We start from the raw sequence: 22,775 nt of genomic DNA, 5'->3' as shown, positions 1-22,775 counted from the left end.
GGGGCATCGCAAGATTTTTGCCCTTTTCCGGAGCCTCCATGAAAGCACCCAAGACACGCGTTCGCCGCGCCTGCGCCACCGTCCTCACCGCCTTGTTCGCCGCGCTCGCGAGCGGCATCGGTCACGCCGCCACGCCCCCCGTCGGCGTCGCCTTCGTCTACCTCGGCAATCCCGGCGACGCCGGCTGGACCTATGCGCACGAACAGGGCGTGAAGGCGGTCGAAACGCAATACGGCGACAAGATCAAGGTTACGCGCGTTGAAAACGTGCCCGAATCCGCCGACTCCGAGCGCGTATTCCGCGATCTCGCCGCGAAAGGCAACAAGATCATCGTCGGCTCCAGTTTCGGCTTTCAGGACTTCGAATTAAAGGTCGCCAAAGACTATCCGGATGCCGTCTTCATGCACGCGACCGGCTACAAGAAAGCGCCCAACTTCGCGACCTACGACGTGCGCACCTATCAGAGCGCGTATCTCGCGGGCCTCGTGGCGGGCTATACGACGAAGACCAATACATTGGGCTTTGTCGGTTCCGTGCCGGTGCCCGAAGTCGTGCGCAATATTGATGCCTTTACGATGGGCGCGCGTTCGGTGAATCCCAACGCGAAGGTCAAGGTCTTGTGGATCAATAGCTGGTACGATCCGGGCCTCGAAAAACAGGCCGCCGAAACGTTGATCGGCCAGGGCGCGGACGTGCTCATCCAGAACACCGATTCCACCGCGACGATGCAGACCGCCGAGCAGAAAAAGGTTCACGCCTTCGGCTGGGATTCGGACATGAAGAAGTTCGGCCCCAATGCTCAACTGGGTGCATGCGTGAGCAACTGGGGCGTCTACTACTCGCATCTGGTCCAGCAGGTCATGGCCGGCACGTGGACCAATGCGCCGGTCTGGTGGGGCCTCAAGGAAAAAGCAATCGATCTCGCCGATATCAATACGAACGCCGTTTCACCCGCCGCACAGAAAGCGCTGGCCGCGAAGCGCGATGCGATCGTCGCGGGCAAGTTCGATCCGTTCGCGGGCCCGATCAAGGATCAAGGCGGCACGGTCCGCGTGGCCGCGGGCAAGTCACTGGCCGATGCCGACCTGCTGCGCCTGAACTGGTTCGTCGAGGGCGTGGACGGCACCGTGCCAAAATAAGCCCTGAAACAAGGGCTAAAACTATCACTCGCAAGGAGACAGACGATGAATACGAGCACCCATGTTCCGCCCCGTAGCGCACCCACGCATGAACAGATCGTGCGTCACCTGCGCCGCGCGGCGGCCGTGGGCGAGCGGGCCGCGTCGTTCGGCCACCATCCGTTCGGCGCGATCCTGGTCGGCCCCGATCATGAAACCGTGCTGATCGAGCAAGGCAACGTCGATACGGTCAATCACGCGGAGGCCGTGCTCGCGCGCATCGCCGCCATGAATTTCAGCGCGGACTATCTGTGGGGTTGCACGCTCTATACCTCGGTCGAGCCGTGCTGCATGTGCGCGGGCACCGCTTACTGGGCCAATATTGGCCGCGTGGTATTCGGCATGACGGAGGAACTGCTGCTGGAAGCGACGGGCAATCACGCGGAGAATCCCACGATGAGCGTATCGTCGCGTTATGTGTTCGATCACTGCCAGAAACGTGTCGAACTGATCGGCCCCGTAGCCGATGTGGAGGACGACGTGATGCGGGTTCAACGTGCGTTCTGGCAAACGCACGCCTGATACACAGCGGCGCGCACCGATGTGGCGCGCGCCGTCTTTCATTCCGCCTTCAAGGCAGTTTTAAAGCGGCTTTAAGCCGCCTTTAAGCCGACTTCATGCCGCAGCGGCCAGCGCCTGTGGCAGATGATTCTGCAGATAGGCTTCGAATTCGTCCTTCACCTCGGGGTGACGCAGTGCGAATTCCACGGTGGCCTTCAGGTAGCCGATCTTGCTCCCGCAATCGAAACGCGTGCCCATATAGCGATAGGCCAGCACCTGCTCGTCCGTGAGCAGCGATTGCAGCGCGTCGGTGAGTTGCAGCTCGCCGCCGGCGCCCGGCTTGAGTGCGCGCAGATGATCGAAAATAGTCGGCATCAGCACATAACGGCCCACCACGCCGAGATTCGACGGCGCGACCTCAGGCGCGGGCTTTTCGACGATGCCCGAGAGCTTGAACACATCCTCTTCCCACTCGCGGCCATCCACGATGCCATACGAAGCGCTGTTTTCGCGCGCAATCGCTTCCACGCCCACCACCGAGCTGTGATAGTGGTTGAAAGTATCCACGAGCTGCCTCATCACCGGCTTGGGGCTATAAAGCAGATCGTCGGCGAGAATCACGGCGAACGGACTGCCCTGCACGAGCTTTTCCGCGCAAAGCACGGCATGTCCCAGACCGAGCGCTTCAGCCTGGCGCACATAGAAGCAATCCACGTTGGTCGGCTTGATGCTGCGCACGACATCGAGCAGCTTCTGTTTGTTACGCGCTTCGAGTTCGGCTTCGATCTCGTACGACTTGTCGAAATGATCTTCGATGGCGCGTTTGCTGCGGCCGGTCACGAAAATCATTTCGGTGATGCCGGCGGCGATCGCCTCTTCCACCGCGTACTGAATCAGCGGCTTGTCGACGATCGGCAGCATTTCCTTGGGACTGGCCTTGGTGGCAGGCAGAAAGCGCGTACCGAGGCCAGCTACAGGAAATACCGCTTTGGTTACTTTTAGCATGATGTCCATTCCCAGTTCGATCGTTTGAGTAACGGTCTCGCAGCAAGGCAAGCCGGCGTCCCCGAGGTTTCTGTTGGGCAGATTTTTTTATTGAATGCGTCGACCTCGTTCCGCTTTGATTTATCGCATTTCCATTTCCGCGATAAAGAAATGGAAAAAAATCAAAATGCGAAGCCAATGTCGAAGATCAGGCAGATGAGCGGAAATTATTGCCATGCGCCCGGATAATCGGCATCAATTTCCTGATCCGGCGTTTGACCAATACACGATCGGCTCGCGACCGTGGCGCAATAACAGGGTGTCATGTCCGCGCAGTCTACTCGACTTCGTCGGCGGGCGGCAAGCGGCCCGCTTGCGTGCGCGAGCGCCGGATAGGCTCGTTGCGCAGCGCCTCGCGATACGCCGACACCGCGACCAGTATCAATAGCACGGCAATGCCGGCCAGCAAATGCAGGTTCATCGAAATCTCCATCGACCATAGGCGATCCCCTTGAAACTATCAGTTCAAATTGAACAAATAAATCGCTTTCGCGTTACAAGATTTTATTTCCCGATTTCGACGCGATGGCGAATATCCAGCCTTCCCGGCGAATAAGCGACGTGAATTATTTTTGAAAAACTTTTGCATAATTTCCTCGCACCGGATCCCTATTATCGTGGCGTACCCTGCCCTAAGAGCCCCGAGCGCCATCCCGGCCACCTATACCCCTATATGCGACCCATCCGATGAGCGATCCCGCACTCGAAACCGTCCTGCCGCCAGCATCTGTCATGCCCGCCGCCCGGCCCGCCGCCATCGCAGGCGACCACCTGATCGATGCGCTGCGTGGCTTTGCCGCCCTGCTGGTGGCGTATTTCCATTGCCGCCAGGTCACCTGGATCGGCATGGGCGCCTTCCATCAAATGCACGCCAGCCTTGCCAGCCCAAGCACGATCGCCGCGTGGCTGACGTTCCCGATTGCGTGGGGTTCGACAGGCGTGCCGATTTTTTTCGTCATTAGCGGCTACTGCATTCATCGCAGCGGCGCGGCGCGTTTGCTGGTCAATCCTCACTATCGGCTCGACGCTGGGCAATTCTGGCTGCGTCGGCTCGTGCGTATCTATCCGGTTCTGCTCGCGGCGCTCGCGCTCACCTTCGCGGCCGATTCGATCAGCCTGACGATGACGCCCGTGAGTCACAAGATTCTCGACATCGGCCCGCGCGCGTTTCTCGTCAATCTGTTCTCGCTGCAAGGCATCGCCGGCAAGACTTACGGCTCCAACGGCGCGCTCTGGACGCTATCGCTCGAAGTGCAGTTCTATCTGCTCTACCCGCTGCTGTTCGCGGCGCGTCGCCGCGTCGGGCTCCATGCGGTGCTGGCCGGCGTCGCGGTAATTAACGTGGTTTCGGCGCTTACGCTGGTACCGCACGATGTCACGTTCTTCACGTCGTACTGGTTCTCGTGGATGCTCGGCGCCTGGATCGCGGAAGCGCGCCTGCGCGGCCTCGAAGGCTTCCGCCTGGCTTATGTGGCCGCCGCCGCGTTTGCCGTGGCTGGCTGCATTGCGTTCCATTTCGGCCAGTATGGCGCGTTCCAGCTCTGGGCCTGCGCGTTTGCCTGCTATCTGGTGAAGGCGCTGTCGCGTCCGCTCGCAACGGGCGGCGCGCTGTTGCCGGTGTTCTCGAAACTCGGCGAATTCAGCTATTCGCTCTATCTGATCCATCTGCCGCTTTTCGTGCTGCTCGGCTCACTGCTGTTTCGCTCGGAACTGCAAACCTCGATCTGGGCTTCGTTCGGCTTCACGCTCGCCGTGTTGCCGGTTGCGTGGGTCTTCTATCGCCTATTCGAGCGGCCTGCGCTGAATGTCGCGGCGCGTCTGCGCAAGCGTGCTGCTTAAGATACTCGATACCTAAAAAGCAGAGCCGCCTATCTGGCGGCCCTGCTTTTACCTGCTTTTTACCCACTTCCCCTGAGACCTGTTTCGTAAGCGCTTATCGTGCGCGCGTCACTACGCCATCCAGCACGCGTCCCACCGCCTCCACATATTGTTCCTTGCCGAAGCGCTCACGCGCGACAGCAAGTCCGTTGCGCGCCAGCCGCTCGCGCAGCGCTTCGTCGTCGTGCAGCGAGGCAATCGTCGCGGCAAGCGCCACCGCATCGCCCGGCGTGCACAGCAGCCCGCTCTTGCCATGTTCGACGATCTCCTTTACGCCGCCATCGCGCGACGCCACCACGGGCCGCTGCGCGAGCATGCCTTCGACCACGACGCGGCCAAATGGCTCCGGCGTGATCGACGTATGCGCAATCACATCCATCGCGCGCATACAGGCCGCGATATCGTGACGGAAGCCGAGAAAATGGACGCGATCCCGCAGTTCATGTCTGGAGACAAAATCATGCAGTTCCTGCGCATAGGCATCCTCGCCGAACAACGGCGCGCCCACGAACACGGCATGCGCGCGCGGCTCGTGCAGGAGCGCCTCAAGCAGCACATGCTGCCCCTTCCAGCGCGCAAGACGGCTGAAGGCACCGACCAGAAACGCACCTTGCGGCAGTCCGATCTGCGCGCGTAGTTGTTCCTTCGGCACGCGCGCGAGTGCACGGAACGGCGATTCGTCCACGCCGTTGTGCACGACGTCGATACGGCTGGAATCGAAACTGGTCAGCTCCGCGAACACCTTCGCTGACGCATGTGAATTCGCGATCACGTGCGCGAGACCGAGCTTGGCGCAGCCCTTGATGATCGCGCGTTGCATACGGCCGAAATGCTCCTCGCTGACGATGTCGCGCAGATGCCATACCACCGGCTTGCGTGCCAGCTTGCCTGCCAGCACGCCGATGACCATCGCGCGCTGCGTGTTGGCATAAAGGACGTCCGCACCACGCGCGCGGCGGCGCGTTTCGCGCACCAACCCGGCCACGCCCGCGAGCACGCCGAACTTCGGCACTGCGCCGCCATCGCGACGCACGTTGCGCAGCGCACCCGAATCGAGCACGTCCACGCGCGCGCCCACGGCATCCAGCGCTTCGCGGAACGGGCCATCGTTGAACAGCAGCACTTCGATGCGGGCGCGCAGGCCTTTCACCACTTCTAGCAGCGATAACTCGGCGCCGCCCAGCACGCCGCTCTGGTCGATCGCCAGCACGCGCGGGGCGCTTTCCAGCGCATTATCTGCATCATCGTCGTGCCTGCGTTGCGGATCGCGATACGCCGGCCCCACCGCCGCAACCGCCGGCACCGCGCGCGCGACGCGCGCAAAGAACTGATCGCGGAAGTGCGCGGACGAAAAGCGCTCGGCATTCTCGCGGCAATCCTCGGCGCGAAAACGCTTGGGATCACGCTCGAACGTTTCGACCGCTTCGATGATCGCGTCCGCGCGCTGCTCCTCGAAAAATAGCCCCGTGGGACGCGATCCAGTGTCGCGCACGGTTTCGAGCGCCCCGCCCTTGCCGTAGGCAATCACTGGCGTGCCGCACGCCTGGGCCTCCACCACCGAAATACCGAAGTCCTCTTCCGCCGCGAACACGAACGCCTTCGCACGGCGCATGCGATCGTGCAGCACCGAGAACGGTTGATAGCCCATCACTTCGACATTCGGGCCCGCTTTGGCGCGCACCTTCTGCATATCGGGGCCGTCGCCGATCACGACGAGCCGCTTGTCCGGCATGCGCGCGAACGCCTCGACTATCAGATCGATTTTCTTGTACGGCACGAGCCGCGACGCGGTCAGATAGAAGTCTTCCTTGCGCGTTTCCAGTTCGAACGAATCGACATCGACCGGCGGATACACCACCTCCGCATCGCGCTGATAAACCTTGTGAATACGACGCGCGATGAATTCTGAATTCGCCACGAACTGGTCAACCGAATTGGCCGTGCGCACATCCCAGTTGCGAATGTAGTGGAGGATCAGGCGCGCAAGCATCGACTTCGGGCCGCGCGTGAGTTTCGACTCCTGCAAATACTGATGCTGCAGATCCCACGCATAGCGGATCGGGGAATGCACGTAACTGATGTGGTATTGATCCGGCCCAGTCAGCACGCCCTTGGCCACGGCATGGGAGCTGGAGATCACCACGTCATAGCCCGACACGTCGAGTTGCTCGATGGCGAGCGGCATGAACGGCAGATACGCGCGATAACGCGTGCGTGCCTTCGGCAGCCGCTGAATAAATGAGGTCGTCGCGCGCTTGCCGCGCAGGAATGCGCGATCCTTGTCGTCGACGAAATCGACCACGGAGAACAGGTCCGCGTCGGGGAAGCAGTCAATGATCTGCTCCAGCACGCGCTCCGCGCCCGCGTAGGTGACGAGCCAGTCGTGCACGATGGCCACGCGTGGCCGCCGTCCGGTGTCGCGCGCCGCGGCAAGCGGGCGTGTACTCGTCGTGACGTTCACGGTGCGCAATTCGCCGCGTGCGGTAGACAGATGTTCGCGCCGTTGCAGCGGCACGGCGGCGCGTTCGGACGGCGCCGCTTCGTCAATCAGTTCGTGACTCATGCGCTTTTCCGTGAATTCAGGCGAAACAGAAGGGAACGGGCATAACCACGCAGGAGCGGCGTGGTTGCCACCGACCAGACGCAGTTGGCGAGGGCCAGCACGACGCCCGCGCCGATCGCATAAAGCGCGTCTGGCAGCCACCACGCAATTGCCAGCGCGGCGACCAGAAAACTCAGGTGTGCAAACATATCGACGACGATCGCGCGGCTATGAATGCGCGAGAGCCACAGCAGCACCACGTAATCGAACAGCGATCTGAACAGCACCGCAGCGGCGGCGCCCGGCAGACCGAAGCGGTCGATACCTAGCCACAGCAGCCCCGCGAACAACGGCAGCTCGATCAGGCCCACGCGAGCGGCGGCGGCCGGATTGTTCTGCGACTGGATCAGGATGCGCGTGACGCCGGCCTGCCCGATCAGCCACACAGCGACGATCAGAAAGCGCCCCACGGGCGCGCCGTGCTCTGCGATCACCGGACCGACCCACAGGTGCAGGAATGGCGCCAGCACGACGATCGCGCCGATCGCAACCGGTGTGAACACGGCATTGAGGAATTGCAGCGACTGCGCCGCGATCTCGTCCGCATGCTCGCGGCGCAGCGCGGACAGGCGTGGAAACAACGTGCGCACCAGCGCGTTCGGCACCATGTTCAGGCGCGTCACGAGGTTCTGCGGCACCGTGTAGTAGGTGACGAAGCGCGCACCCAGCCCCGCACCCAGCATCATGCGGTCGAGCGAATCGGCCACCATCGTCGTGATGCTCGCAATCAGCATCCAGCCGCCGAAATTGAACAGTGCCTTCGACGTGTCGAAGCGAGGCCCACGCATATGACGAATGCCGAGTACGCGCAATGCCGAGCGTCCCAGCAGCAGGCCCGCAAAAAGGCGCGCGAGCACCGCGGCGGCCAGCACCGTTTGCAGATTTGGCGCGATGGCCCACGCCGCCCCCAGCGGCAGCAACTGGAACAGAAACGTGCCGAGCGTCTGGTTGGTGTTGTAGATGCCGAAGCGTTCCGCGCCGTTAATCGCGCCTGCAAACACCCACGACACGTTGGCAATGGGAATCGCAATCGCGAGCCACGGCAGCGCGAGATACACCTCGTGGCGCAACTCGGGCGTCACGTGCGTGAAATACGCGGTATACAGCGCGCCGCCCGTATAAATAAGCAGACCGCCGATCGCGCCGGTCGTGAAGTTGAGCCAGAACGCACTCCAGAACACGCGCTCGCAAGCCTCGGTGTCCTTCGACGCGTAGGCCTTCGAAATATGGTTCTGCGCGGCCATGCTCATGCCCAGATCGAGCACGCTGAAATAGCCAATCAGCGTCCAGACGAGTGCAATCACGCCATAGCGTTCGACGCCGAGCATCTTGATGTATGTCGGGACCGTGACCAGCGAGACGAAGGTCGGCAGCACCAGTCCGAACAGATTGATCGCGACGTTGCGTAATAAGCCTTTATCCATGCGGTTTCCTGTAGCGTGCGGGCTGGAAGCGTCTTTAAACCGGCTTCCAGCGGTACATGAGCACCTTGCCGCGTGCGTCTTCCTCGACGAAGATCAGGTATTCGCCGTTGGGCTGGCGATGCGCCGTGATGCCGAACGGCACGTCCACCCAGCCCGAGGTATTGCCCACTTCCGCGCCAGGGCCGAAGGTGCCGATCTCCTTCGCGGAATCCTTGTCATAAACGTGGACATTGCCCGAGGGCTCCACGACGAAGAGGTAGCGGCCTTCCACGGTCAGGCCCGCAGGCGTGACGGGCGGCTTCGCCTTCGGGTCCCACGGCAGGCGCAGCACGTAGCGCTGCTCCGGATGACCGCTCGACCATTTGTCGTAACGCACGAGCACGCGGCCCGCCTCTTTCCAGAAGCCGGGATCGTGCGGCGCATCGGCCGTATAGCCGGTGACGTAAAGCGTGTCGGTCTCCGGCTCGTAGATCGCGCGATGAACCTCGGTGAAGGGCGCGGGTATGTCGTACTTGTCCAGCTTGTCGTAGCTGTAAATTGGATTTCCCTTTGCATCGAGTCCGCCAAAGCGCCAGCGCCAGATGCCCTTGTCGTCGCGCGCGCGCCAGATGTCGCCACGCGTGTCGATCCACCAGCCCCAGCCGCCGCCCAGTTTTTCGCGGCCAGGGTTGCGCGTGAATTCATCGGTATCGAAAGCACCATTGCCGTTGGTGTCGCGCCAGATCCAGTCGCCGCCTGGCGCCGCGTTCGGCACATGCAGCACGGGACGCTCGCGGCCCGCAATGAAGCCCGAAGGAATCGCGACTTCACCATCGCGCTGCGCGTCGAAGCGGTAGATCTTGAGGTGATCCGCGTACATGTCCGTGAGATACAGGAACGTGTGACCGCTCAGGGAACGCGCGGTCGGCAGGCCGGGCCATTGATCCGTATAGAAAACGGGATCGTCCGGGTACCTGAATCGATTCGACAGGAATCCTGCATACTTCCAGTCCTGTCCAGGCGCCTTCGACAGATCTAGTTCGAAGCGCTTGTTGCCCGTATAAACGCTATTGGGCCGAGCCGGGTCCATCCAGGCGCCGTCCACGAACAGCAGGCCCTCCAGATTCCAGAGACGCTGGCCAGCGGGTGTATAGCTTTCGAGCGTCGCGCCCAGGCCCGCGCCGATCGTGTCGTGACGTGGCCCAATACCGTTGCCCGACACATAGATATTGCCCTTCGCGTCCGTGCCCACACCCGTCAGGCCATTGAAACGTCCGGGACCTGGCCGTCCTGCCACGCCGGAGAAAATGCCGCCGCGTTCGCCCAGCGTGCCGCTTTGCACGTAGCCTTTGCCGCCGCGCGAATAGATGAGGATCTGCTGGCGCGGCCCGTTGTCCGCGACCAGAATGCGTTGCGAAGGATCGACCGCGAGATCGACGGCCACGGAATCGGCGGGCAGTTCGAACGTTTCGCTCAACGGCTTGCCATCGGCGGCATAGTGGGCGACGCGCGGCGCGTGATCGGTTGCGGCGCCCGTGAGCACCCAGAGCGTGCCGTCACCGGCGATGGCGACGCGGCCCGGCTCGTGCACGTCGAACTGCGACTTGCGCTGCATCGAGTTCGCGTCATACACCTCGATGCGGTTCATTGCCGTGTTACTCACGTATAGCAGCGTGTCGGTAGCCGCAAGGCCGCCTATGCCAGACTGCGTACCGCTGGGTACATCGGCGATCCTGAGGAACGCGCCGGCGAGCTGCGCATGCGGATTAAGCGGCTGAGGAGACGCCTGGAAGGCCGCGGCGCGTTTGGGATCGTCCAGCGGCCTGCGCGTGATGCCGAACCACTGACGCCCCTTATCCGGCCAGATGCCGCTGCCGATCAGATGGCCCTTCTCGTTGCCTACACCGACCGCCGCATACAGATAGCGATGATTGACGGCCACGGCGTTGCCGCCTTGCCCGCCCCAGCCGTGCGTGCCGCCGGCAAATCCAAGCGCTTTGCCATCCTGATAGACGCTGATTTCGCCGCCGCTCTCGTCCCAAGGCGCATTCGTATAGACCTTGCCTTCCGGCGTGACGGCAATCGCGGTGACGTTGATCTGCATCCACGTCCCCTGGCCGTAACCATAGGTGTTACCGATCCACGAGGACGTCACATTGAGTTGCGGCGCGGCAATCGTCTGTACCGACGAGGTACAGACGAACGCGCTCAGCGCGGCAAACGCCAGCGTCCTGCGCATACGGCGGCCGGGAATCGGAAACGGCAAGGCAATTCCTCCGTGAAGACGGCAATCTGGCTGGATCATGCCGTACATTCCCGGATAAAAATGACCTCACAAAAACCGAAAATAATTCAAAAAAATTCAATGCCTTTTTGTGCCTTTTTAATGACTTGCAGCACAAATTGCAAATAAATGTCGCGACGCAGAAACCACCCACGCCACGCGGGAATTCGTCCGCTTACCGGCCCATTTCAGAGGAAAATTTTTCCGGCGCCATTCCGTAATTCGCCGAATTTACCGAATGAAAATCCCATTCGTTTTAAAAATCCATGCATCGATATATTTCGATTTTTTACCGCGTTTTTGCCCATTAAATTCTTTCTAGAATCGACCGGACTGTGCATGCAAGCAAACCACCGGATAGCCGATGACCGTCAACAGCCTCGCCCGCCCATTACCACAACACGCCCACCGCATCGTCCAGCTCGACGGCATGCGGGCCATTGCCGTGCTCGCCGTGTTCGCGCAGCACGCCTTGCGCGCCCCGCTCTGGATGGGCGTGGATCTGTTCTTCGTGCTGAGCGGCTTTCTCATCACCGGCATCCTGATGGAGCGCAAGGCCCGCGGGCAGTCGTATTTCAGCTACTTTTACGCACGCCGCGTGCGCCGCATCCTGCCGCCGTACATCCTGCTGATGATCGTTTCGTCGCTGCTATTCGGCTTCGGCTGGGCGCACTACTGGCCCTGGTATGCGTTCTTCGCCACCAATATCGGCGATGCGCTCGGCCAGAGCGGTCACGACAGCCTCAACATCCTCTGGTCGCTCGCAGTCGAGGAGCAGTTCTATATTTTCTGGCCCTTCGTGGTGCTGTTGCTGCCGCAACGTTTTCTCGCCGTGGTGGCCGCCTCGCTGATCTTTATCGTGCCCGTGCTGCGCGCCATCGCGACGCCGTGGTTCGCGACTTACTGGCCGATCTACTACCTCACGCCGTTTCGCATGGACCTGCTTGCGGCTGGCGCGCTGCTCGCCGTGCTGGTGCGGCGTGACCGCAATGCGCTCGAACGCTTCAAATTGCCGGCAGCGATCCTCTTTTTTGCGGCGCTCGCCGTGCTGGCGTGGCTGCATCTGCACTATCCGCGCTTTCGCGGCATGAATACGCCGCTGTCGAATGCGCTGCTGTATAGCGTGTCGCTGGTGCTCTGCACATCGGCAGTGGTGTTCGCGCTGCAATCGAGGGGCCTCGTCAAGCGCCTGCTCAGCCATCCTGTGCTCGTCTATATCGGCACCATCAGCTACACGATCTACCTGATTCACCTCACGATTCTCTACGCGGTGTGGCCCCTGCACTACAGCCGCCCGGCGAGCGCGGCCATCGCGCTCGCCATCACGCTCGTCTATGCAAGCGCGAGCTGGTTCCTGTTCGAAAAGCGTCTCACGCGCGGCCCCAGCCGTCGCGACGCCGTTGCTGCGGGCCCTGTTCGCAACACAGTGAGAGACGCAATGAGCCCAACCAGCTCGCAGTCCTGAAAGACCGATTCCACATCATGTTCGCTACTTCAAAGGCACACATATGAACGAACGACGCAAAGCGATCATCACCGGCGTCTCCGGCCAGGACGGCGCGTATCTGACCAAACTGCTGCTCGACAAGGGCTATCAGGTGATCGGCACCTATCGGCGCACCAGTTCGGTCAACTTCTGGCGCATGAACGAACTCGGCGTCACCGATCATCCGTCGCTCGAACTGGTCGAACACGATCTCACCGATGCGGGCTCGACGATTCGCCTGCTGGAACGCGCCCAGGCTGGCGAAATCTACAACCTCGCCGCGCAGAGCTTCGTGGGCGTGTCGTTCGATCAGCCCGTCACGACCGCCGAAGTCACCGGCATTGGCGCGCTCAATCTGCTGGAGGCGATCCGCGTGATCAATCCGCGCACGCGCTTTTATCAGGCCTCCACGTCCGAAATGTTCGGCAAGGTCCAGGCCGTGCCGCAACGCGAAGACACGCCGTTCTATCCACGCAGCCCGTATGGCATCGCCAAGCTGTTCGCGCACTGGTCCACCGTCAATTACCGCGAGTCCTACGATATCTTCGCGACCAGCGGCATTCTCTTCAATCACGAATCGCCGCTGCGTGGCCGTGAATTCGTGACCCGCAAAATCACCGACGCCGTCGCCAAGATCCGACTCGGCAAACAAAGCGTGCTCGAACTCGGCAACCTGGACGCCAAACGCGACTGGGGTTACGCTTCCGAATACGTCGAGGGCATGTGGCGCATGTTGCAGGCCAACGATCCGGATATCTATGTCCTCGCGACGGGTCGAACCGAAACCGTGCGCGATTTCGTGACGATGGCCTTCGCCGCCGCCGGTTACCAGCTCGAATGGTCGGGTCGCGCCGAACGCGAAACGGGCGTCGATATCTCGACGGGCCGCACGCTGGTGCGCGTGAGCCCGCGTTTTTACCGCCCCGCCGAAGTCGAACTGCTGATTGGCAACGCCGACAAGGCACGCAGCAAACTCGGCTGGGAACCGCAAACCTCGCTTGAACAGCTCTGCCAGATGATGGTCACGGCAGACCTTGCACGCAACGAACGACATGACACGTTCTGATTCCTCCAGCGCGCCCCCGGCGCCGCGCGCGCTCATCACCGGCGTGAACGGCTTCACGGGCCGCTATATGGCGGCGCGTCTCGCGGCCGATGGCTACCGCGTCTGGGGCACCGTGCGCGCAGGCGAAGCCGATAGCGCCCACGATCTGCCGGGCAATGCGACGCCGCTCGCCGCCGACCTGCTCGATCGCGAGGCGCTTGCGCACGCGGTCGAAACGGCGCAGCCCGATGTGGTGGTGCATCTGGCGGCAGTCGCCAATGTCGCCGATGGCGATGTCGCGCGCACCTACGTCGTCAACGTGGTCGGCACGCGCAATCTGCTCGATACGCTCGCGCATCAGCGCCATGCGCCGCGCGCGGTGCTTGTCGCGAGTAGCGCGAACGTCTACGGCAACGTCACGCCTGGCATCATCGACGAAACAGTTGCCCCCCAACCCGCCAACGATTACGCGGTCAGCAAGCTCGCGATGGAATATGTCGCGAAGCGCTGGAACGCGCAACTGCCGCTGGTGATCGCGCGCCCGTTCAATTACACGGGCGTGGGTCAGAGCACGGATTTCCTGCTGCCCAAGATCGTCGAGCACTACGCGCGCGGCGATCGCTCGATCTCGCTCGGCAATACCGATGTGAGCCGCGACTTCTCCGACGTGCGCGATGTGGTCGATGCTTACGCCAGGCTCATTGAAGTCGCGCCGCGCAGCAAAATCGTGAATGTCTGTTCGGGCACGGGCTGGACCCTGGGCGAATTGCTGGCCACTCTTGCACGTATCGCGGGATATGCGATCGAAGTGAAGGTCGATCCGCGTTTCGTGCGGGCAAACGAGGTGCGCCATCTGATCGGCTCGAACGCGAAACTGCGCACGCTGGTGGATGATAGCGAACGCACGCCCATCGAAGAAACGCTGCGCTGGATGTACGAGGAAGCGCGCAAACGGCTGCGTCCCGTTTAAATTCCAACTTGCTGTTTATTTATCGCCGCTCTTTCGGGCGGCGATTTCGTTTCAAGGCTCAATCAGATCAGTGCGCGGCGATTGCTTCGGCATAGACATCGGCCACGCGCTTTGCAATCACCGCATTGTCGAAATGCTCACGCGCATAGCGCTTGCAGGCGTCTTCGTCGGGTAGCTTGATGCGGCCAGAAAGTGCAGCGTCGATACCTTCGGCTATCGCCGCCGCGCCTGTTTCCGGCAGCACCAGATCCGGCGACAGTCCGGCCACGGCTTCGGGCAAACCGCCCACCGGCGTCACCAACACCGGCGTGCCTGCGGAAAGCGACTCCACGGTAATCAGGCCGAAGCCTTCGAGCGCCACGGTAGGCACGACACTCAAGGTCGCGGCGCGGTAGAGCGAAGGCAGGTGCGCATCGGGCACGAAGCCCAGTAGCTTGACGTTATCGGTGAGGTCAGCCGCTTCGATACGCTGCTGCAATTCCGCCTCCAGACGCCCACGCCCTGCGATCAACAACAGAATATCGGGGTGCCGCTGCTTGACCTGCTTTACCGCATCGATCAGATCCTCCAGCCCCATGCGGCGCACAAGGCGACGCACGGCCAGCACGATCGGACGGTTCTGCGGCAATTGCAGCCGCAGACGCGCCTCGCCCTGCGAGCAGGCCGGATCGAAATGCGCCGTATCCACGCAGCCCGGCACGATCCGCACGCGCTCGGCAGGGATCGCATAGCGCTTCGTGAGAATGTCCCCGAAGGCCTTCGACAATACGATCAGCCGCGACGATCGTTCGTACACCGATTGTTCCAGCGAATGCTTGATACGCTGACTCAGCGTGGCCGCGCCTTCAACAAGGCTTTCGTCGGCCCACGGTCCCTGGAAATGCGATACCTGTGGAATGCCGCGCGTAACGTCGAGTCCAGGAAAGGTATAAAGCGCGAAATGCGAGGAAATCACATCAGGGCGATGGCGGCGGATTTCGGCGCGCAACGCGCGGCGCGCGTCCATCAGGCGGAACGGCAGCGCGCGCGCCGCCGAGCCGAAGCCCTGGATCGCGCCCCCGCTGTCCTCGGCCACCTTGGGAGAGCCTGCTACAACACCGCGCACATGAACGCCCGCACCCGGCAATGCGCCCACGAGCGAGTAATACATGCGGTCGAGGCCACCAGCGCGCTCAGGGAACCAGTGCATGCCGATCTGTAGCGAATGGATGGAGTGTTTCGTCATCGCGTGTCCTTGTGATTCAACTTGTTATGCAACTTTGGGCGCAACGCGTTCCGCGTGCTCCGCACACGGGTCGCTGCTCGCCGTGGCGCCTGCCTCGCCCGCCAGTTGCCGGTAAAGCGCGATGTATTGCGCGGCCATGCGTGCCCAGCCGAAGTTGCCGGCCAGTTCCACTGCGGCCGCGCCCATTGCGACGCGGCGTGGCGTATCGTCGGCGAGTTGCTGGATCGCACCAGCAAGCGCCGTCGCGTCGTCGGGATCTTCCAGCACGATGCCGCAGTCGGGCGTGATGATTTCCGCACCGCCGGCCGTGCGTGCCGTCACCACCGGCAAGCCGGACGCCATCGCTTCCAGCAGCGAAAGACTCATTGCTTCGTAGCGCGAAGGAAACACGTAACTATCGACACTGCGCATCAATACCGGCATTTCGCGCACCAGACCGAGAAAATGCACGCGCGAAGCAATGCCGAGTTCGCGCGCCATCTCCGGATACGGGCTACCGGGCAAATACCCTGCCACGGCCAGATGCACATGTTCGGGCAACTGCTTGAGCGCGTGCAGCACGGTGCCGAGATTCTTGCGCGGCGTACGTAGATCGCCCACGAACAGCAGCAGGAATTTGTCGGCGGGCAGTTCGAACTTCGCGCGATCCGCGCTCGCGCCGGAGAAGCCGCGCGTATCCACGCCGTTGTAAATCACGTCGAGCCGTTCGAGCGGGTCCCCCCCCGAGGTGCGGATCTCGTCGGCGACCTTGCGCGACACGGCGGCGATCACGCGCGAGCGCCGGTAGGCCCAGCGCTCCAGCACAGCATTCGCCCGCGTGTAGACAAACTGGTACGCCGACCACACGCCGCGCGTGAGACCGAACGGGTAGTACTTGCTGCGCGCCCAGCCGCCGTGCACGAAGTGCGCGGTGTTGACATCGGCCTGCGCCCACGTGATGAAGCCGTTCACGTGTAACACGTCGTATTCGCTGCGATGGCTTTTGAGCCAGAGTGCACTCCTGAGCGCGAAAACCTGCTGACGCAACAGGTTGGTCGGCCATAGCCTGGACGGTTGCACGCGCACCCATTTCACCTTGGGATGGGCGAGCAGTTCCGGCGCGACATGCGAAGCCACCAGCGTGACCTCGAACCCTTCATCGAGCGCCGCGCGCGCGATTTCATGGTTGACGCGCCCCTGGCCGTCGTTATGGCGCACCACATGCGTGACGATTGCGACTCTCAATCGGAGACCTCCGTAGTCGGGGTAATGACCGGGGTAATGCCGCTAGCCTGGCGCCGCATCATCCTGCGCCAGTGCCCCGCGCCGAGAATGGAAAAAACACTTGAAAACAGCAGCAGCCCGCCCGTGCCCACCAGCGAATTGGTGAACACCAGCATCGCGAAGATCGACACCATCAGGCTCAGGCAGGCGCAAACGTAGCGGTCCTCGGGCATACGCAGCGCCACGCGCACCGCGCGCGCGAGCAGCCACAGCACGCCCGACATGTACATCAGCGTGCCGGGCCAGCCCAGCACGAACGGAATGTTCATCACGCCGCTGTCGAAGCTGCCGTACTGGCCGAGCTGGCCATTGCTGCTGGAGAGCTTCGTCGATGCGCCAGTCGCGCCCAGGCCCTCGCCCGTCACATCGGTAAAGGCCGTTTTGGCGAAATCGGCGTAGAACTGGTTACGCGCCTCGTAGCTCTGGTCGTCGCTCAGATTCACGAGCGTGTTAAGACGCTGCTGCATGCGGTCGGCGACCGGCCCGAAAGTCAGCAGCGGCACGCAGACACCCGCAAGCACGATCGCGCTCACGATGATGCGCACGCGCACCTTGTTGCTCGACTTCATCAACTGGATCACCATCGCGATCGCCCAGCCGCCCCACGTCGAACGCACGAGCGAGAGTGCGAACGAGAAGAAGCCAAACGCCGCCGCGATCCAGCGTATCCGGTGCTTCGCCGCCATCACGAGCACCATCGCACCCATCATTGCGAAGGCGAACGGCCCAGACGAATTCATCGTGCTGAACACCCGCACGCCGAGCGGCACGGGGTCGCCCTGCGAATTCATGTCGGAGCCGATCATCCACATCGCGTCCCACGGCGGCATGATGAAGAACTGCACGAGGCCATAGGCTCCCATCACGAGCATGCCGAAGATAAAGGTATTGACGATGGTGTCGCGCGTTTCTTCGTACTGGCGCGTAAGTACCATGATGTGAAAGCCGATCAGCAGCGGATAGACCCAGTTCGCCAGGTCGAACACGGCGGCGGCCGGACCGTTCGCCACGACGCCCACGACAAAGCCGTAGCCGATGCCGAGCAACGCGAGCAGCAGCGGCAGACCGCGACGCTGCGCTAGCACGGGGTAATAGCGCAGCAGCGACAGCCCACTGATCATCGTGACCGCGAGCGGCGCGACCTGAATCAGGCTTGTGGGCGTGAAGCCGCCTTTGCCGTAATCGGCGAGACGGCGCACTTCGGGGCTCAAAAACCAGAGCCACCACATGAAGCCGATATAGCGCACCGGATTCACGAAATAGAGCCACAGGCCCGTGGCAATGGCCAACGCCGGGAACGCGAGCGTGAGGACCGAGCCCTGATGCGCGAGGATCAGCAGCGCCGTGAGCATCCACAGCGCGATGACCGGCAGCGTGTCACGGCCAAGTGCGCGGCGCAGGCCCGATTTCGGCGCGCGCCTGGCCACCTGGGCCGCTGCGGGCGCGCCAGGCGGCATAGCACCGGGGAGGGTGGACGGCACGCGCATGATCACATCCCGCGCGGCAACTGGCCGGTCGTGCCTGCCGCCATCGTGGCGCGCGCGGCGGTCTGCGTGCGCGGATCGCGTTCGAGCAGCATCTCGCGCGTGAGCTGCGCGTGCTGGCGTGCATAATTCTCCGTCGTGAGGTCGCGCGTATTCAGTTGCTCGCAGGCCTCGCGCGCCTGGGCGAGCGCGCGTGCGGGATCGTCCACGAGCGCGTTGACCGCGTCGCGCAACTGCTTGGGGTTGAACGGCTCGACGTAGAACGCGGCTTGATCGTCGAAGTAATCGTCGAGCGCGCCGACCTTCGTGACAATCATCGGCTTGCCGAGCGCTGCCGCCTCCAGCATCACGGTGATGCCCGACGCGTGCGTGTTGGGACGCAGCGGCACGACGATGATATCGGCCCAATCATAGAGCGCATGCTGTTGCTGGATGCCGGACACGCGCACGATCTCCACGTTCGCGGCGCGCGCCGAGGCCGGCATGCGCCGACGCGTCGCGATGCGCACTTCGTAGCGCGCGTCGTCGCGCAGGGCGGCTACGAGCGTCGTCCAGTCGCGGTCGCGGTCATTGCCGATCGCCGCCACGCGCACAGGCGTGTGCGGCTTCCAGTGCGAAGGCGGACACGGCGGAAAATCGAGTGTATTCAGCCCGTACAGTAGCGGCGTCGCGGCACGGCCGAAGTAATCCTTGCACAGCGCCGCATTTTCACTGGCGAGTGTGGTGAGGCGGTCGGCGCGCGCGAGCAGGCGCTTGTAGAAAGCGCGGCGCAAGCCGCCGTAGCCAGGCCAGCGGTCGAGCAGCCAGACGCTCTGCGCGAGCAGCAGAGGCCGCGCACCGCCCTTCTTCGCCTGCATCAACAGCACGAGCGCCACGGCCAGATGCTCCTGCTCCGTATGCGTCCAGATCACGTCCGACGCCAGCATCGCGCGGCGGTTGCGCCAGGCGTGAATGAAGTCGAAGCCGAGCGCCGCCTTCAGCGCGCGGCGCACGAAGCGCATCGGCTTGCCTTCACGCGCGTCCTGCGCGTAGTTGAGCGAAAACTCCGCGGACTCCGCGTGATGATAGCCGTACAGCGAGCCGATATGCTCGCCTTTGCGATAGTGGCGCGGATCGGCGCCGTAAAACAGGTGCACGTGGACGGTCGTACTGCTCATTCGGGGTCCTCCGTAAATTCGTATGCTGACGCGTCGATTCATTCGGCAATGCCGTTCAGGCCGCTTCCTTCACGCCATCGCCCGGCGCGCTTCGCGTGCGCCGCCGCGCACCGCGCGCCAACGCGCGAAAGCCGCGCCCGCCGAGCCCGAGCGCACCACGCTCAGGCCCGTATGCAAGAGGCCCGGATAGACGCGCGTGCCGATCAGCGTCCACCACCACCACGCGGTTTCGCGGTGCAGCGGCGCGAGATTGCCGCGCAGGATCAGATGGAAATTGAACGCGCCGTTGCGGATCGACGCGAGCGTCTGCGCGTTGCGCGGGTCTTCGCCGGGACGCGGTGCGGGATAGTGATCGACGGCCACGAGCGGGTCGTAGACGAGCTTCCAGCCCGCGCGCTTCACCCCCATGCTGAAGGCCATGTCGTTATGGGTCTGCGCGCCGGTGCCGCGCAGGCGGCGATCGAAGCGCAATTCGCCGATCGCCGCACGCCGGTAGCTCATATTGGCGCCCTTGAGCAGATCGACTTCGCGCGCCTCGCCCACGCCCAGATGATGGTTGCCGACAATGCGCCCGGAGCGCTGCACGCGCCCCACCAGCTCACGCTCGCCATCGAGCACGCGGCCTTCCTCGTGCACCCAGTCGCGTCCACCGAGCGCACCGAGTTTCGCATCGGCCTCGAAATGCGCGGCGATACGTGCGACCCAGTCCGCGCGCGGCGCGGCGTCGTCGTCGGTGATCGCGATCACGTCGCCCGTCGCAGCATCAAGCCCGCGATTGAGCGCGGCCACCTGGCCCGGTTCGTCCACCGTCGCCACTTCCACATTGAGCACGCGCGGCGTCACATGTTCGGCGAGACAGGCATGCGTGGCGGCGTCGTCGGCGCGCGCCACTATCACGATCTGATCGGGCGCGCGCTGCTGGCACAGCAGCGCGGAAAGGCAGCGCGCAAGATCTTCAGGACGCCGATACGTCGGCACGAGCACGGTCACTTTCATCACGTGTTCTCCCTTCATCAGGCGCTCAGGTATTCCTGCACCGCAGCGTAGCCATAGCCATAGCTGCCGCGCGCACGCGCCGGCACGCCGTTGAAAACGCCGCCCGTCACGCGCACGCCTGCGTTGCGCAGACGCTTGAGCGTATCGGCGATTTCGCCTTCGGTATGCATGCCCGAGCGCAGCACGACGAAGGTCGAGCCCGCATGGCCGCCGATAATGGCGGCGTCGGTCACGGCCAGCACCGGTGGCGTATCGATGAGCAGAATATCGTAGCGTTTAGCGAGTCCTTCGAGGTATTGGCTCAGGCGCGGCGACATCAGCAGCTCGGACGGATTAGGCGGACGGCGGCCGCACGAGATGAAGTGCAGGTTATCCACTTCGGTCGCACGAATGGCCTCGTCCAGCGCGATCTGCCCCGAAAGCAGCTCGGAAAAACCGTTTTCCTGCGGGCCGCCCAGATAACGTTCGAGCGCACCGCGGCGCATGTCGCCGTCGATCATCAGCACGCGCTTGCCAGAATGAGCGAGCAGCACGGCCAGATTGGCCGTGAGGAAACTCTTGCCCACGCCCGGTACGGAACCCGTCAGCACGACTACATGATTGCGTGCATCCATCACGCTGAACTGCAGCGAGGTGCGCAACGAACGCAGGCTTTCGACCGTGAGGTCCTTGGGCGCTGCGTTCGCCAGCACTTCGCGCAGACGCGTGCCGCCGCGCACGGGCGCGCGCTTTTCCAGTACCGCCTGCTCGGCCGAGAGCGGCACGAGACCGTACACCGGCAACTGGAAATTGCGCTCGATGACGTCCGGATCGACGATGCCCTTGAACATGTTCCGGCGCATCAGCACGAAGCCGGTGCCGAGGATCAGGCCAAGCATCGCGGCCGCCGAGATGATCAGCAGCTTCTTGGGCTTGGAGGGCTTGCCCGGACGCATCGCCGGATCGACGATATGCACGTTGCCGCCCGTGCCCACGCGCTGCACCGAAAGCTCCTGAATGCGGTTGAGCAGCAGCACGTAAATATCTTCCGCCACCTTCGCGTCGCGTTGCAGTTGCACGGCCTTCACTTCGGTCGCGGGCAGGTCGCGGAACTTGGTGTCGTACTTGGCGCGTTCGCCTTGCAGTTGCGCGAGCTGCTGGCGCGCCGCGATCAGCACCGGATGCTGGTCGCCAAAGCGCTGTTGCAGCGAAGCGATCTGCAGTTGCAGTGCCGAAATCTGCTGCTCGTACTGCACGCTGCCGTCCAGATAGATCTTGGCTTCGTCGCTGGCGTTGATCGAGCCGGACTTGCTCTGATAGGCGGTGAGCGCGGCTTCGGCGTGTTCGAGGTCCGACTTCAGGCGCGGTTGCTCGCTGCGCAGGAAGTCGAGCATCTTGCTCGCATCGGCCTGCTTGGTGGCGACGTGCTCGCGCAGATACGATTCGGCGACGGCGTTGGCCACCTGGGCGGCGTGATCGGGATCGTTGTCTTCGAGCGAGATGTCGATCACGCCCGTCTGCTTGCCTTGCTCCTGTACCTTGACCGCGTTCTGGAAGCCCGTGACGGCGTCCAGGTCGTTCATGCGCACAACGGTGAATCGCGTGCCGGGGCGGGCCTTCAGATCGCTCACGAGCATCGTGACGCCGCCGCCCTGCACCTGCTGACCGACTGTGCCTTCGAGCAGACGCACACCGTTCGGACTCGACACTACATAGCGATTGTCGTCCAAAGCGGTCAGCGTGAGCTTCTTGCCTTCGAGTTCGGGCGCGACTTCGATCGAATCCACGTTGGCGACTTCGCCGCCCCACGCATAGCTGCTCAGGCCGAACCACGGGCGCGAAGGCGTGCCCGGCGTCGCCAGACGCGCGGCAAGGCTGCCGACCACCGGCAGCGTCACCGGCGAGACCGTGAAGTTCAGCTTGAACTGCCTGACGACCGGTTCGAGCACGCTACGGCTCTGGATCATCTGGATTTCCGCATCGGTCGGCAGGGAGCCCTGCTGACCGCTCGTAATGTTGGCGCCCGACTGCGTTTGCGTCAGCGCCTGCGAGGTGTAATCGGCCTGCTCGACGCGCACCTGGGTGTCGGCCGTATAGACCGGCTTGGCGACGAAGCAATAAAACACGGCGCAGCCGACCACCACCGCCGCGATCGCGATGAGCCAGCCGATGTCGTCGATGATGACGCGCAGCAACTGGCCGAGGACGACGTCCTCTTCCTCTGTGCGGGCCGCCGGGGCCGCCTGACTGTTGGCTTGAATGCTCACGATTCGATCCCGT

The 22,775-nt window shown here is 63.0% G+C and carries 17 protein-coding genes; 6 read left to right on the top strand and 11 right to left on the bottom strand.

Annotated features, from left to right (window positions below; genetic code table 11):
• Window positions 1–38: 38 nt before the first annotated feature.
• Window positions 39–1,139, top strand: a complete 1,101-nt coding sequence (locus B0G62_RS06955; RefSeq protein ID WP_103703420.1) for a BMP family ABC transporter substrate-binding protein — start codon at window positions 39–41, stop codon at window positions 1,137–1,139.
• A gap of 45 nt (window positions 1,140–1,184) precedes the next feature.
• Window positions 1,185–1,700, top strand: coding sequence for a nucleoside deaminase (locus tag B0G62_RS06950; RefSeq protein WP_103703419.1), 516 nt, complete (start codon window positions 1,185–1,187; stop codon window positions 1,698–1,700).
• A gap of 93 nt (window positions 1,701–1,793) precedes the next feature.
• Here B0G62_RS06950 and galU read toward each other — a convergent pair whose 3' ends face one another.
• Both galU and B0G62_RS31565 read right to left on the bottom strand, forming a co-directional pair.
• Window positions 1,794–2,684 carry a UTP--glucose-1-phosphate uridylyltransferase GalU gene (galU, locus tag B0G62_RS06945; protein ID WP_103703662.1) on the bottom strand — a complete coding sequence of 297 codons (891 nt, stop codon included), beginning with the start codon at window positions 2,682–2,684 and terminating at the stop codon, window positions 1,794–1,796.
• Window positions 2,685–3,000: 316 nt separating this feature from the next.
• Window positions 3,001–3,144 carry a hypothetical protein gene (locus B0G62_RS31565; protein WP_167067073.1) on the bottom strand — a complete coding sequence of 48 codons (144 nt, stop codon included), beginning with the start codon at window positions 3,142–3,144 and terminating at the stop codon, window positions 3,001–3,003.
• 266 nt (window positions 3,145–3,410) lie between these two features.
• Between B0G62_RS31565 and B0G62_RS06940 the strand changes: the two genes are divergently transcribed.
• Window positions 3,411–4,562, top strand: a complete 1,152-nt coding sequence (locus B0G62_RS06940; protein WP_103703418.1) for an acyltransferase family protein — start codon at window positions 3,411–3,413, stop codon at window positions 4,560–4,562.
• A gap of 94 nt (window positions 4,563–4,656) precedes the next feature.
• On the opposite strand, the gene B0G62_RS06935 is transcribed toward B0G62_RS06940, so the two are convergent.
• From B0G62_RS06935 to B0G62_RS06925, 3 genes are read right to left on the bottom strand one after another with little or no spacing between them, the layout of a single operon-like run.
• A complete protein-coding gene (locus B0G62_RS06935) occupies window positions 4,657–7,164 on the bottom strand; it encodes a glycosyltransferase family 4 protein (protein WP_103703417.1) in 2,508 nt (835 codons plus the stop codon).
• Entirely contained in the window at window positions 7,161–8,627 is a 1,467-nt protein-coding gene (locus B0G62_RS06930; RefSeq protein ID WP_103703416.1) for a flippase, read from the bottom strand. The genes B0G62_RS06935 and B0G62_RS06930 overlap by 4 nt, the downstream gene beginning before the upstream one ends.
• A 34-nt stretch (window positions 8,628–8,661) precedes the next feature.
• A complete protein-coding gene (locus B0G62_RS06925) occupies window positions 8,662–10,845 on the bottom strand; it encodes an NHL repeat-containing protein (protein ID WP_103703415.1) in 2,184 nt (727 codons plus the stop codon).
• Window positions 10,846–11,254: 409 nt separating this feature from the next.
• Between B0G62_RS06925 and B0G62_RS06920 the strand changes: the two genes are divergently transcribed.
• Genes B0G62_RS06920 through B0G62_RS06910 form a run of 3 tightly spaced genes read left to right on the top strand, consistent with a single transcriptional unit; the run spans window position 11,255 to window position 14,391 of the window.
• Window positions 11,255–12,355, top strand: a complete 1,101-nt coding sequence (locus B0G62_RS06920) for an acyltransferase family protein (protein WP_103703414.1) — start codon at window positions 11,255–11,257, stop codon at window positions 12,353–12,355.
• Between the two features lie 43 nt (window positions 12,356–12,398).
• Complete coding sequence (gene gmd / locus B0G62_RS06915) at window positions 12,399–13,442, top strand: GDP-mannose 4,6-dehydratase (RefSeq protein ID WP_103703413.1); 1,044 nt, start codon at window positions 12,399–12,401, stop codon at window positions 13,440–13,442.
• Window positions 13,429–14,391, top strand: a complete 963-nt coding sequence (locus tag B0G62_RS06910) for an NAD-dependent epimerase/dehydratase family protein (protein ID WP_103703412.1) — start codon at window positions 13,429–13,431, stop codon at window positions 14,389–14,391. The genes gmd and B0G62_RS06910 overlap by 14 nt, the downstream gene beginning before the upstream one ends.
• A gap of 67 nt (window positions 14,392–14,458) precedes the next feature.
• On the opposite strand, the gene B0G62_RS06905 is transcribed toward B0G62_RS06910, so the two are convergent.
• The 6 genes from B0G62_RS06905 to B0G62_RS06880 form a co-directional block, all read right to left on the bottom strand.
• On the bottom strand, window positions 14,459–15,616 hold the full coding sequence (locus B0G62_RS06905; protein ID WP_103703411.1) for a glycosyltransferase family 4 protein: 1,158 nt from the start codon (window positions 15,614–15,616) through the stop codon (window positions 14,459–14,461).
• 24 nt (window positions 15,617–15,640) lie between these two features.
• Window positions 15,641–16,840 (bottom strand): glycosyltransferase family 4 protein, encoded by a 1,200-nt coding sequence (locus B0G62_RS06900; RefSeq protein WP_103703410.1) that lies wholly within the window; start codon window positions 16,838–16,840, stop codon window positions 15,641–15,643.
• Entirely contained in the window at window positions 16,837–18,336 is a 1,500-nt protein-coding gene (locus B0G62_RS06895) for a glucose-6-phosphate isomerase (protein WP_244193149.1), read from the bottom strand. The genes B0G62_RS06900 and B0G62_RS06895 overlap by 4 nt, the downstream gene beginning before the upstream one ends.
• Before the next feature lie 32 nt (window positions 18,337–18,368).
• On the bottom strand, window positions 18,369–19,520 hold the full coding sequence (locus B0G62_RS06890; RefSeq protein WP_103703408.1) for a glycosyltransferase family 4 protein: 1,152 nt from the start codon (window positions 19,518–19,520) through the stop codon (window positions 18,369–18,371).
• Between the two features lie 69 nt (window positions 19,521–19,589).
• Window positions 19,590–20,516, bottom strand: coding sequence for a glycosyltransferase family 2 protein (locus B0G62_RS06885; protein ID WP_103703661.1), 927 nt, complete (start codon window positions 20,514–20,516; stop codon window positions 19,590–19,592).
• A 17-nt stretch (window positions 20,517–20,533) separates the two neighbouring features.
• Complete coding sequence (locus B0G62_RS06880) at window positions 20,534–22,765, bottom strand: polysaccharide biosynthesis tyrosine autokinase (RefSeq protein ID WP_103703407.1); 2,232 nt, start codon at window positions 22,763–22,765, stop codon at window positions 20,534–20,536.
• Between the last annotated feature and the right edge of the window lie 10 nt (window positions 22,766–22,775).

Origin of the sequence: Paraburkholderia eburnea (assembly GCF_002917095.1) — a bacterium.
Classification (GTDB): domain Bacteria; phylum Pseudomonadota; class Gammaproteobacteria; order Burkholderiales; family Burkholderiaceae; genus Paraburkholderia; species Paraburkholderia eburnea.
The sequence above is the reverse complement of the archived record's forward strand: the minus strand, read 5'-3'. Positions and strand labels throughout refer to the sequence as shown.

Excerpts from the sequence above, each read along its gene's own strand:
- B0G62_RS06890 (WP_103703408.1), bottom strand. The coding sequence starts at position 19,520 with ATGAGCAGTACGACCGTCCACGTGCACCTGTTTTACGGCGCCGATCCG.
- B0G62_RS31565 (WP_167067073.1), bottom strand. The coding sequence starts at position 3,144 with ATGAACCTGCATTTGCTGGCCGGCATTGCCGTGCTATTGATACTGGTC.
- B0G62_RS06955 (WP_103703420.1), top strand. The coding sequence starts at position 39 with ATGAAAGCACCCAAGACACGCGTTCGCCGCGCCTGCGCCACCGTCCTC.
- B0G62_RS06935 (WP_103703417.1), bottom strand. The coding sequence starts at position 7,164 with ATGAGTCACGAACTGATTGACGAAGCGGCGCCGTCCGAACGCGCCGCC.
- galU (WP_103703662.1), bottom strand. The coding sequence starts at position 2,684 with ATGCTAAAAGTAACCAAAGCGGTATTTCCTGTAGCTGGCCTCGGTACG.
- B0G62_RS06905 (WP_103703411.1), bottom strand. The coding sequence starts at position 15,616 with ATGACGAAACACTCCATCCATTCGCTACAGATCGGCATGCACTGGTTC.
- B0G62_RS06910 (WP_103703412.1), top strand. The coding sequence starts at position 13,429 with ATGACACGTTCTGATTCCTCCAGCGCGCCCCCGGCGCCGCGCGCGCTC.
- B0G62_RS06930 (WP_103703416.1), bottom strand. The coding sequence starts at position 8,627 with ATGGATAAAGGCTTATTACGCAACGTCGCGATCAATCTGTTCGGACTG.
- B0G62_RS06920 (WP_103703414.1), top strand. The coding sequence starts at position 11,255 with ATGACCGTCAACAGCCTCGCCCGCCCATTACCACAACACGCCCACCGC.
- B0G62_RS06925 (WP_103703415.1), bottom strand. The coding sequence starts at position 10,845 with ATGCGCAGGACGCTGGCGTTTGCCGCGCTGAGCGCGTTCGTCTGTACC.
- B0G62_RS06895 (WP_244193149.1), bottom strand. The coding sequence starts at position 18,336 with ATGCCGCCTGGCGCGCCCGCAGCGGCCCAGGTGGCCAGGCGCGCGCCG.
- gmd (WP_103703413.1), top strand. The coding sequence starts at position 12,399 with ATGAACGAACGACGCAAAGCGATCATCACCGGCGTCTCCGGCCAGGAC.
- B0G62_RS06950 (WP_103703419.1), top strand. The coding sequence starts at position 1,185 with ATGAATACGAGCACCCATGTTCCGCCCCGTAGCGCACCCACGCATGAA.
- B0G62_RS06885 (WP_103703661.1), bottom strand. The coding sequence starts at position 20,516 with ATGAAAGTGACCGTGCTCGTGCCGACGTATCGGCGTCCTGAAGATCTT.
- B0G62_RS06940 (WP_103703418.1), top strand. The coding sequence starts at position 3,411 with ATGAGCGATCCCGCACTCGAAACCGTCCTGCCGCCAGCATCTGTCATG.